Raw genomic sequence first — 11,558 nt, forward strand, 5'->3', positions numbered from 1 at the left:
AGCATCCTCATCTTGCTTTCTCTTGCCACCATGTTGAAATCACATACGGATCGGCCTGATAGTAAAGCGGCGCGGTCGCAGGAATGCCGAAGCGATCGCGATACGCGACGCGATGCGTGGATGAATACCAGTGCGTCACGACGATGTGTTTGTGCAGCAGAACCCTATCCAGCGCACGCGCAGCAGCAACAAGTTGTTGACGACTATCGGCAGCCACTAATTTCTCAACCAGCCTATCAACCGCAGGATCTTTCAAACCCCAAGCATTGCTTGAACCTTTTTCATCGGCCGCTTTGGAGCCGAACATGTCGAACATTTCATTGCCGGGACTGCTGACGTCCGGGAAGCGAATACTAGTCATGTCAAAATCAAATTCATCCATGCGCTTTTGCACTAACGCAAAATCGGCAGTGCGTTGCGTGACTTGTATGCCGAGTTTTTCCAGATTGCGAATATAGACGCTGATCACGCGAGACAAAGCAGATTGATCGTCGATGATTTCAAACGCAAACGGTTCGCCCTTGGCATTGCGCAAAGCGCCATCGCGATACGTCCAGCCGGCTTGACGGAATAGCTCAACCGCTTCCAGCAAGTTAGCGCGCAAGGAACGTGGCGCATCGGTATTTGGTGGAGTCGGTGCCGGACCAAACACGACAGGATCGAGTTTGTCGCGCAAAGGCTCCAGCAACTTCAGTTCATCCGCGGAAGGCAAACCAGTTGCCGCCATCGGGCTGTTATTGAAAAAGGAATAAATCCGTTTGTACGAGCCAAAGAATAACTGGCGATTCATCCATTCGTAATCCAGTGCGAGATCGAGCGCGCGGCGCACACGCACGTCCTGGAACTGAGGCCGGCGCAAGTTCATCACGAACCCTTGCATGCCGGCTCCGTTGGAATGCGTCAGTTCGCGCTTGATGATTTCGCCACTGGTAAATTTCGGGCCTTTGTAACTACGCGCCCAGTTCTTTGCGCTGTATTCAACTACCAGATCAAATTCACCTGCTTTGAAGGCTTCCAGCTTGGCAACATCGTCTTTATAAAAGCGATAGTTGATACGTCCGAAATTGAAAGTTCCTTTTCGTGTCGGCACATTCGCGCCCCAATAATCCGGATTCAATTTGTAGCTGATAGAGCGGCCGGTATCGTAACGATCAATCAGATACGGACCACTGACGATAGGCGGCGTCAACTGGATCTGATCGAATTCGGTACCTGCGGCCCATTTGCGTGAGAACACCGGCACGCTGCCGACTATCAGCGGTAACTCATGATTCAAGGATTTGAATTCGAACTTCACTGTCCGCTCATCGACAACGACACAGCGCTTGACTTCGGCGAAGATGGATTTGAATTGCGGCGCGCCTTTTGCCATCAGCGTGTCGAATGAATATTTGACGTCCGCCGCCAATACTGGATCGCCGTTATTGAAACGCGCTTTCGGATTGATGTGAAAGGTCATCGCCAATTTGTCCGGTGCCAGCACCATATCGTCGGCCAGCAAACCGTACATGGTCGCGACTTCATCACCTGAACTGACAGCCAGCGTTTCAAACATCAGATTGGAAACGCCTGCAGCCGCAACACCCTTCAACGAATACGGATTGAATTTGTCGAAGCTGCTGCGACGATCAGGATTGGCAAGAAATAACTCGCCGCCTTTGGGCGCATCGGGATTGACGTAATCGAAGTGAGTAAATCCAGCCGGATATTTCGGCGTGTCGTAGAGAGAAAAAGCGTGGGTGGCGAAGGCAGCGTGGCCTTGCGCCATGAAACAGAGCAGCAAAAATGCGTAAATTGATTTAACCATGCGCCTGTTGTAATGAATGGTTACTGAAGGTGGTTATTGACGGTACGGTTTCTAACCACGGCAGCTGAGCTTGTCTACCGTCGAACGAGCCGCGCTACTACTGTCGTTTGATTGCCGATGTTGTCGATCCGGCTATTCTACAGAAACAGCCACTTTGCGGCGCACTAGCGAGATGCAAATACGTCGCGAATCGAACTGAACAGGCAGAGAATTCTCACAAAAGTTGCTGTTGTTCCCGCCAGCCCCTACAATCTTGCCCATTCCGCATTTATTCCAGCGCACTTATTCACGCGCAGTTAATGTCAAAAATCCACCGGAGTCGTTCATGGCATTCTTGCAAGGCAAAAAAATTCTCATCACCGGTTTGTTATCGAACCGGTCTATCGCTTACGGCATTGCAGAAGCCTGCAAACGTGAAGGCGCTGAACTGGCGTTTACCTATGTCGGTGAACGCTTCAAGGATCGCATTACCGGCTTCGCCAAAGAATTCGACAGCACATTGATTTTCGATTGCGACGTCGGCAGCGATGAACAGATCACGGCCTTGTTCGCCGATCTGGGTAAATCTTGGGACAAGCTTGACGGCCTGGTGCACGCAATCGGTTTCGCACCACGTGAAGCGATTGGCGGCGATTTCCTCGAAGGTTTGTCGCGCGAAGGCTTCAAGATTGCGCATGACATCTCCGCTTACAGCTTCCCGGCAATGGCGAAAGCTGCATTGCCTATGTTGAGCCCGAACGCTGCCTTGCTGACTTTAAGCTATCTCGGCGCGATCCGTGCCCTGCCTAACTACAACACGATGGGCTTGGCCAAAGCATCGCTGGAAGCCAGTGTGCGCTACATGGCTGAATCTCTCGGCCCTAAAGGCATACGCGTCAACGGCATCTCGGCCGGCCCGATCAAAACCTTGGCCGCTAGCGGTATCAAGGACTTCGGCAAGATCCTCAACTTTGTTAAAGATCACGCGCCTTTGCGTCGTAACGTCACACAAGAAGATATCGGCAATGCATCTGCATTCCTGTTGTCGGATTTGTCGAGTGGCATTACCGGCGAAATCACTTATGTCGACGGCGGCTTTTCGCATGTGGTCGGTGGCATGGGTGGCATGGAATAAGTGCTTGTTGAAATTGCATGAGCGGTAGAACACACGCAACGCCATGTAATTAATTCAATACAAGTTACGCAAAATGCGGCAGAAAATTCTGCCGCATTTTTTATGGGCAGCACGCGTGCATCCACGCCCATTTTCAGTGCAGATCAGCGAATGACTCGACAGCGCGCCCGTTCTGTACTACAATGCGCGCTGTGCTTTGCGACAGGCATTGCACTTTGTAGCATCGCGAACCGTTAGCATTAACGATAAAGCCCTCCCGCCTTCAGGTGTTGAAGTTTATACACCGTCCCGGCGCAAAGCTTTTGTGCCGAAATCTCTCAGAGTTTTCACAGCTGTTTCTGTTTCGTTTGGTTAGCTTTGCATTTTTGCGCATTTCGCAGTCTCCGCTTGGACACGATCCGGGTCAGATCCTGCTGCGCTGCTTTATACGAAAGAAAAATAATGACATTTGAATCACTAGGTCTCCACGCGTCCATCATCAAAGCATTGACTGAATCCGGCTATACCGCCCCTACCGGCGTGCAAGCACAAGCGATTCCTGCTGCGATCGAAGGCCGTGACATGATGGTTTCGTCACAAACAGGTTCCGGCAAGACAGCGGCATTCATGCTGCCTGCGTTGCACAAATTTGCAGTTCAATCAGAACAACAAGCACCTGAAGGCGGCAGAACGCCAAATCAGGAAGCGCAATCGGCACGCTCACGCGGCGATCGCCCACGTTTTAAAGCTGCTCAACCAAAAATGCTGGTGTTGACCCCAACCCGCGAACTGGCTTTGCAAGTGACCACTTCGACCGACAAGTACGGCGCGTTCATGAAACGTGTCAAAGCTATTTCGATCCTGGGCGGCATGCCTTACCCAAAACAAATGCAATTGTTGGCGAAGAACCCAGAGATCCTGGTTGCTACGCCAGGTCGTTTGATCGACCACATGGAATCGGGCAAAATCGATTTCTCGGAATTGCAAATTTTGGTACTGGACGAAGCTGATCGCATGCTGGACATGGGTTTTATCGATGACATCGAAAAAATCGTTGCAGCAACACCAGAAGGTCGTCAAACCATGTTGTTCTCGGCCACGCTCGACGGCACCGTCGGCACCATGGCTAAACGCATCACCAAAGACCCATTGATCATCCAGATCGCTGGTTCCGCTACCAAGCATGAAAACATCAAGCAAGCTGTGCATTTTGTCGACGATCTGTCGCACAAAAATCGCCTGCTCGATCATTTGCTGCGTGACGAAACCATGGATCAAGCTGTTGTGTTCACCGCGACAAAACGCGATGCAGACACGATCGCTGATCGTTTGAATATCGCTGGCTTCGCTGCTGCTGCGCTGCATGGCGACATGCATCAAGGTGCACGTAACCGTACACTCGACGGCCTGCGCCGCGGTCAAATCCGTGTCTTGGTTGCTACCGACGTTGCTGCTCGCGGCATCGACGTACCAGCGATCACCCACGTATTCAACTACGATCTGCCGAAGTTCCCGGAAGACTACGTTCACCGTATCGGTCGTACCGGCCGTGCTGGTCGTAACGGCGTCGCGGTTTCGTTGGTCAATCATGCAGAAGGCATGAACGTCAAACGTATCGAACGCTTCATCAAGCAATTGATCCCGGTCTCGGTTATCGAAGGTTTTGAACCAAAGCGTACAGCTTCGGCTCCACGTTCGAACCACAAACCAGGCGGCTGGAAACCAGGCGACAACCGTGGCAACGCGGCTAAACCAGGTCAACGTACATTCAGCAAACCAAATGCTCCACGCAACGATGGCGGCGGCTACAACAAAGGCCCACGTACCAGCGATGCAGGCGGCGCAACACGCCGTCCTTTCGGCGAGCGTTAATCGTTGAATTTTCAAGTCATGCTGTGACTTGACGCGATCAAATAAAAAGGCCGTTCCTGATGAGGGAACGGCCTTTTTTATTGTCCTTAATGACATGCGTGTACTACACGCTGCGACCACAATCTCAATTGAATTGCGACAGCACTGGAAATGTTTCAAGCAGCCAAGACATCAAAGGCTTCGCAAGAAAAGCACCGACTATGCCGACTACTGAAATAGATACCATCGCGATTGATAGCCTTAATGTCAGCTTGCGATTATGTGCGCGCAACACTAGCGGCAGATTGATCAACACACTCGCCAGCGATGCAATCACTGCGCCTGTCGATGCAATATGTGCCGGCACAGAACCACTAGTGACCAAACTGGCCGCAGCAGCCACCGCGCTCGCGCTGGAAACTACGCCGCCGACCAAGCTGACCGCATAGAAGCCGGCTTCGCCCAAAGTCTGCTGAGCAATCACGCCAGCGATATGCAGGATCAAGAACACCAATCCGTATTTCAACGCGGCACCTAGCGCAAACGGCAATGGCAGATCGACTGACTGTGCAGGATTTTCTGCAGGTTTTTGCCTTGCATTCGCGTCAAAGAAAAACCAGCCAGCATTAATCGCGAGCATCAATATAAACGGAATGGTCGCCGCCAATGCTGCAGTCGGCGCGAGTATCAATAGCAATGCACCATTGCGAATAATCATCGCCGCAGTTGCCAGTAAAATCCCGCGATACGCAGCACTAACCGTATCACGTTGATTGTCCTTGGCGCGCGATGCCAGCTCGCTAACGGTCACACTGCTATTCACCAAACCACCGAGGAAACCCGCCATCACAATTCCGCGCGTGCCATACATCTTCCACAGCACGTAGTTGACGAAGCCGATACCTGCAATAAGGATCACCGTGACCCAGGCGGCACGGGGTTCGATCAAATTCCATGGGCCTATTGTGCCGACCGGCAGCGCCGGATAAATCACGATGGCGAGAATAGCCAGCAACAGGGCCGAACGCATTTCATTCTCTGTCAGACCAAGACTGAAACCGGTCAGCCTATCCTTCCATGCCAGCAACGCAGTCACGATCACGATGATGGACGCTGGCGTCGCTGTATGACCTTTGCCGCACAGAATGCCGGCGACGCAAGTAATCAACATCGCTGCCGACGTAGTGAGCTCGCTACTGTCGTTGGTACGCAAGCGCTGTATGTTCAGGAAGACCGTCAGAACACCCGTCAGCATCAAAATCAGATACGCGTAGTTGTCACCGAGTGTGCCGCCCATTGCGCCTAGTAATGCGATCAGCGAAAAAGTACGGAGGCCAGCTTCCTTGCCGCGCCGCTCGCGCTCCAGTCCAATTAACAAGCCGAGTGCGAGTGCCAGGCTCAAGCGCGTCAGGCTGACCAGATACGGCCATTTAATTTCAGGCAGCGACATGCCAACCTGAATCAAAGGTTCAACGACGTTGGTAAGGGTGTGCGGGTCAGTCATGATGAAAAGCCAAGTGTCTAATTAGAAACTATAAACCAGTCAGCGTGGATTGTCCGCTCAAAGCACGCATGTTTTTATGAGAAGTGCGCATAAAGGCACTCAGCAAAGTGCGCCCTAAATAATTAAGCCGCAGATGACGACATCTGCGGCTTAATTAGAGATCGGGAGTGAACCCTGTCGAAGGACTTCGTTGCTAAGGCTTCGCAAGCAGATCGTCTATCTTCTGTTTCGTCTCGGCTAAAACAAGCGCCTTGGCTTCGGCACTGGTATGCGCTTCACAGGGTCCGCCAAAACCTTGCGATATATCGATGCCGTCGGCACCATTAATTTCTATTTCGCTGGTAGCAGACCATAGTCCGCGATCGGTTGGCACCAGCATCGTGAATATTTCATAACCGTGGTAAATCGCGTCGGGTGTTCTACTCATGAGGCCTCCTTGTTAAATATGTCCAGGACAAAAAAATTTATTCACGACCTTCAGGGTGATCTGCCACATAACGCGCGATGAAAGCATGTGCCTCATCCAGGGCCTCACGTTCCGTGCCGACTGTACCTGTGTCGTAAATTTTTTCCGCAGTGGCCGGCTCACCTTCTATCGAATGCGAAACATGTCCGGAAAAAGTGCCGTCTTTTAATTTGGTCGCATAAGCCTTGAATACATGGCGCTGTGGTTCTGGTAAAAACTCACTCATATCGATCTCCTGATTATTCAGTTTCAATCTATATTAGAGATACCGTGGAATGTAAAAGGTTCAGCGCTATTTGCACCGCGAGGCTATTCAGCGGCAGGATGTTTGCCATGCGATTCCAGCATATCGACGGCAGCTCTGCGCGCCTCGTCCTCTGCTTCTTCGCTGGTTTTAAAGACGGCTTCCAATGACACACGCTGATCGGGGAACACACAATTCCTGTGCATCGGATTTGTCGAATGACCGTAGACAGCTACATGTGCGACCCAGCCTTTGCCATCGGCAGCATGGACAGCAGAATATTCCACTTCATAAGAGCCCATTTTTTCGGACGGCATGGCGGTCTCCTCATAGACAAGTCCATCCTAGCACGGCAGAAGAAAAGATTTTTTAAGCGCTCTCTTACTCGCTTCCTCGAAGCAAATAAGTAACAGCAAGTACCTAGCAAAAACATATAGCAACTGACGATTCAGCCATCTCGGATTCGAAATAGTTGCAGCACGTTATTCACCCCATGTTTATGGGATTGTCATCACACGTTCATTGCTATGTAATCGCTACCAGTAAAAACGTCATTTAGGAGACACCATGTCTAGTACATCCGTGATCGGTCAGTTCAAGAATCAGTCCACAGGCACTACCTGCACAGTGATCAAATTGATCCCGACAAATGCCCGTCCAGGCAACGAATGTTATGTCACTGATGAAGCCGAATATCTTGAACTGGATCCAACCGATCCAAACAATTTCAAGATGGCTTCTGGAGAAGTTTTAATTCCTCTGTATTGATAATAATTTGCTCATCGACTCGTCTACAACATAGAGTGAAGAGCGAATTATTTTTAAGCAGATAGATTCGTCACAAAAAACGGCGGTGTCACTTTTATCATGACACCGCCGTTCAGCTTGCTAGCTTCAAGCATTAGCCTGCATCACCACCGGAAACAAAATTCTTTTCTCCGCGCAAGAAGCGTGACAACCACTGCAGCAAGGCAATCGCGTCACCGAACTCCATAAACCCTTCCGCTGTGCCATCTCCAAACAACGGAGTTTGGTTGAGTCTGCTATCAATCACCAAGCCATCAAAGGTTGCAATCGGCAAATAACCTTCCTCGAGATCGAAAGTATTTTCGTTGAGAATCGCGTTATAAACATGCCCCAGAAATTGCACCTCCGGAGTCCGCATCTCAGCCATGTTGTTTTCTTTAAAATAAGCACCAACCGTCAGCAACACATTACTGATGACCACGCGCAGATAGCGATTTTTTTGCAGTGGGTCTGAGTGCAAGGCCCGCGTTGATGCATGAAAATCCCATTTAGGATCAACTGCTGCATAGGATGCGGCGATGTTCCCAGCGGAGCCGGTTTTAGGCAAGCGTGGTTTTCTTTTCAGTACTTCGGCCAGCAAACCTTCTTCAACATTTCCCACGTCTGCAGATTGCCAAATCATAGCGATCGCGATTGGCAATACCTGTAATTGTTCTTCAATCAAATTAATGGCTAACTGGGATGCTTTTTCACCGCTCATTTTGCTCATGGCATTTCCTTTATGAAGATCCTCTGAAGCCGGGCATGAAAACAGACTATCTGAATTTGTATTTATTAAATGTTCGCTGGCTCACCTGAATATGAATTCATTTCCACAGATAAAACCGGCACGCGCGCTACAAGTATTTGAATGAATAGTAGAGCAATTTAAAGATGATGCGTGCAACAAAAAAGCCGCTCGTAAGCGGCTTTTTAAAACATATTTTGAGCTCCATAGCCAAGCACGCTTGTACATAGAGCTCGGATCAAACCTTACTTCGCCTTGCGATCTATGTATTCGCGCGCAGTACGTACGCCGTGTTCGATACAAAGCTCAGGCGTTAAGTACGAACCGCCGTCTGCAACTTCCTTGTCCTTGAAATTAACGCCATCATGTTCTGTCACCACAACGCGCGGAATGTAATCTGCCGCATCTCTGTCGGTATCGATACGCGACATATGTGCAGAAATTTGCACAGCCACACTCCAACCTTTATAGGTTTCGTAATGCGACTTATATGACTCTTTGGACGCTTGTTGCATTATTCCTCCGCAGTTAATGATGAAATTGCATGCTAGCAGAACTAAAGCAGACTAAGCATGTGTGAACGTTTGTTCATGCGTCAAACATCCACGACAAGGTTCGCAACAACGATCATTGAAAAGCAAAAAACCCGCGTCAGCACAAGGCTAGAAGCGGGTTATTCACTAAACTACAAATTCTGGAGGAGAGAGAGGGATTCGAACCCTCGGTACCTTGCGGTACGCCTGATTTCGAGTCAGGTACATTCGACCACTCTGCCACCTCTCCTAATTGGGTCTATCACTGCGCTCGAATGCAGTGAAGTCGAAGAGTATAGCAGAGTATTTTGCAATGGGAAACCCCATCCTTGCGCGACTGAATGCGATCTGCCGATCTAACTTTACGATTCACATACTCCATCTCGTCTTGCCCTGAACCCTCGTGCAAGCGCATTGCCAATGATGCAATATTTCCTATCATCATCCTGTCATAAATCATCAGTACTATTCAGCCGAGACCAGTCTATTCAATCGTCGTACCGTCATGAAGCGAAGAGTTATTTTGATGTCATCTTCCCCTGCAAAGCCATCCGAACTAAAGAGCATTGCGCTCGCAGAGCACGCACTCGATGTGAGCGCAGTGCCGCGTGCGCAACCTTTACGGTTCAGAACCAAGGAGACTCACTTGTCACCAGCCGCCAATGATGTCGCCATACATGAAAGCCCCTCAGCAACAGACGACCATCTGGCGCAGAGACTAAAAGAAGTTATACAGAACCGTGAGTTGACGCCGCTTTTTCAACCGATTATTCGGATGCAAACCGGCGAGATAATAGGCTACGAAGGCTTGATCCGTGGGCCGTCTGATAGTCCATTGCATTCGCCTTTGAATCTGTTCAAGGTGGCGCGCGATTGCAACCTGAGCGTTGAAGTCGAACACCTATGCCGTCGCATCACATTGGAAAAATTCGCTGAGCTGCATTTGCCTGGCAAGCTGTTCTTGAATGTCAGCCCTGAATGCTTGATACAACCTGACGTCAGACATGGCGAGACCTTGGGTTACATCCATGAAGTCGGCATCAATCCAGAGCGCGTGATTATTGAACTGACAGAGAGCCAGCCGACGTACGACTACGATCTGTTGCGTGAAGCAGTCACGCATTACCGTGCGATGGGCTTCCGTATCGCGATTGATGATCTGGGTGAAGGATTCTCCAGCTTGCGCTTGTGGTCGGAGCTACGTCCGGAATATGTGAAGATCGATATGCACTTCGTGCAAGGTATTAATCAAGATCCAATCAAGCTGCAATTCGTACGATCGATACAGGAAATCGCCGAAAAATCCGGCACCATCGTGATTGCAGAAGGCATAGAAACTGATGCCGAATTATTGATGATCCGCGATCTCGGCGTCGCTTACGGCCAAGGCTATAAAATCGCGAGACCGACCGCCTTACCGGCGACCACGATATCCACAGACCTGCGTAACCTGCTGCGTCACAACGGCGTCGCAGTCTATCCGCATGAAGCAGGACGCGGCCACAAAATGCTGACGGCGTTGAAACTGTTACGCAGCGTGCCTTCCGTATCGCCGGAGATACAAAACAATCGTATCTATGAAATGTTCAACAGCGATCCGACGCTGGAAGTTTTACCAGTGGTATCAAATGGCACGCCGATCGGCTTGATCACGCGCGCCAATTTGATTGATCGCTTCGCCCGCCCGTACCTGCGTGAGCTGCATGGCAAGAAATCATGCACGTTGTTCATGGATGCGAATCCGCTCATTACAGATAAAAATACGGCACTGCATGCGCTTAGTCAAATCATCGTCGACGCCGACCGTCATCACTTGTTCAACGGTTTTATCATTACCGATGCTGGTCAATATTTAGGTATGGGAAATGCACACGATCTGATGCGCGAGATTACGCAGATGCAAATCAACGCTGCGCGCTATGCCAATCCATTGACGCTATTACCAGGCAATGTACCGATCTACGAACACATAGACCGCCTGCTGGAAAACGGTACACCGTTCTGCGCCTGTTATGTCGATCTCGATCACTTCAAACCGTACAACGACGTTTACGGTTATCGCAAGGGCGACGACATCCTGCGTTTAACCGGAAAAATCCTGAGTGGATACTGTGATCCGCAACGTGACTTTGTCGGCCATATTGGTGGCGACGATTTCATCATCCTGTTCCAGAATGACGACTGGGAAGAACGCTGCCGCACAATCCTCGATGTATTCGCAGCTGCAGTGCCGGATTTTTACAATGAAGAAGATCGTAAAAATGCCGGCTACATTAGCGAAGACAGGCGCGGCAAAAAAGTATTTCACGCGCTCGTTACAATATCTTTAGGACTGGTAAAAATTGAACCCGGCCACTATGTGTCACACCATCAAATTGCCAGCGCAATGGCCGATGCAAAAAAACAGGCGAAAAAAATCCTTGGTAACAGCCTGTTTATAGACCGTCGCCAAGGACCGTGGCTCAATGAAAAAACAGATGACGATTCAGCTCAACTTGAACTGATCGCACCACTGCTTTAATTAAT

The 11,558-nt window shown here is 50.1% G+C and carries 11 protein-coding genes and 1 tRNA gene; 4 read left to right on the forward strand and 8 right to left on the reverse strand.

The window, feature by feature from the left end:
* Positions 1 to 7: 7 nt before the first annotated feature.
* A complete protein-coding gene (locus Q7T66_RS12850; RefSeq protein WP_304933704.1) occupies positions 8 to 1,807 on the reverse strand; it encodes an extracellular solute-binding protein in 1,800 nt (599 codons plus the stop codon).
* Positions 1,808 to 2,132: 325 nt separating this feature from the next.
* Between Q7T66_RS12850 and fabI the strand changes: the two genes are divergently transcribed.
* On the forward strand, positions 2,133 to 2,921 hold the full coding sequence (fabI, locus tag Q7T66_RS12855) for an enoyl-ACP reductase FabI (RefSeq protein ID WP_304933705.1): 789 nt from the start codon (positions 2,133 to 2,135) through the stop codon (positions 2,919 to 2,921).
* Between the two features lie 441 nt (positions 2,922 to 3,362).
* Positions 3,363 to 4,772 carry a DEAD/DEAH box helicase gene (locus Q7T66_RS12860; protein WP_304933706.1) on the forward strand — a complete coding sequence of 470 codons (1,410 nt, stop codon included), beginning with the start codon at positions 3,363 to 3,365 and terminating at the stop codon, positions 4,770 to 4,772.
* A 124-nt stretch (positions 4,773 to 4,896) separates the two neighbouring features.
* Here Q7T66_RS12860 and Q7T66_RS12865 read toward each other — a convergent pair whose 3' ends face one another.
* From Q7T66_RS12865 to Q7T66_RS12880, 4 genes are all read right to left on the reverse strand, one after another.
* Positions 4,897 to 6,255 carry a DUF4010 domain-containing protein gene (locus Q7T66_RS12865; protein WP_304933707.1) on the reverse strand — a complete coding sequence of 453 codons (1,359 nt, stop codon included), beginning with the start codon at positions 6,253 to 6,255 and terminating at the stop codon, positions 4,897 to 4,899.
* A gap of 193 nt (positions 6,256 to 6,448) precedes the next feature.
* Positions 6,449 to 6,682 (reverse strand): hypothetical protein, encoded by a 234-nt coding sequence (locus Q7T66_RS12870; RefSeq protein WP_304933708.1) that lies wholly within the window; start codon positions 6,680 to 6,682, stop codon positions 6,449 to 6,451.
* A gap of 37 nt (positions 6,683 to 6,719) precedes the next feature.
* Complete coding sequence (locus Q7T66_RS12875) at positions 6,720 to 6,947, reverse strand: hypothetical protein (RefSeq protein ID WP_304933709.1); 228 nt, start codon at positions 6,945 to 6,947, stop codon at positions 6,720 to 6,722.
* An 83-nt stretch (positions 6,948 to 7,030) separates the two neighbouring features.
* Positions 7,031 to 7,282, reverse strand: a complete 252-nt coding sequence (locus Q7T66_RS12880; protein ID WP_304933710.1) for a hypothetical protein — start codon at positions 7,280 to 7,282, stop codon at positions 7,031 to 7,033.
* 250 nt (positions 7,283 to 7,532) lie between these two features.
* Here Q7T66_RS12880 and Q7T66_RS12885 point away from each other — a divergent pair, with 250 nt between their 5' ends.
* Positions 7,533 to 7,733 (forward strand): hypothetical protein, encoded by a 201-nt coding sequence (locus tag Q7T66_RS12885; RefSeq protein WP_304933711.1) that lies wholly within the window; start codon positions 7,533 to 7,535, stop codon positions 7,731 to 7,733.
* Between the two features lie 133 nt (positions 7,734 to 7,866).
* Here the strand turns inward: Q7T66_RS12885 and Q7T66_RS12890 are convergent, their stop codons facing one another.
* The 3 genes from Q7T66_RS12890 to Q7T66_RS12900 form a co-directional block, all read right to left on the reverse strand.
* Complete coding sequence (locus tag Q7T66_RS12890; protein ID WP_304933712.1) at positions 7,867 to 8,481, reverse strand: hypothetical protein; 615 nt, start codon at positions 8,479 to 8,481, stop codon at positions 7,867 to 7,869.
* Between the two features lie 263 nt (positions 8,482 to 8,744).
* A complete protein-coding gene (locus tag Q7T66_RS12895; protein WP_304933713.1) occupies positions 8,745 to 9,014 on the reverse strand; it encodes a hypothetical protein in 270 nt (89 codons plus the stop codon).
* Positions 9,015 to 9,194: 180 nt separating this feature from the next.
* Positions 9,195 to 9,282: transfer RNA gene (locus tag Q7T66_RS12900), tRNA-Ser, on the reverse strand.
* Between the two features lie 276 nt (positions 9,283 to 9,558).
* On the opposite strand from Q7T66_RS12900, the gene Q7T66_RS12905 reads away from it, so the two are divergent.
* Complete coding sequence (locus Q7T66_RS12905; RefSeq protein WP_304933714.1) at positions 9,559 to 11,553, forward strand: GGDEF domain-containing protein; 1,995 nt, start codon at positions 9,559 to 9,561, stop codon at positions 11,551 to 11,553.
* Positions 11,554 to 11,558 lie beyond the last annotated feature (5 nt).

Source organism: Herminiimonas sp., from assembly GCF_030655415.1.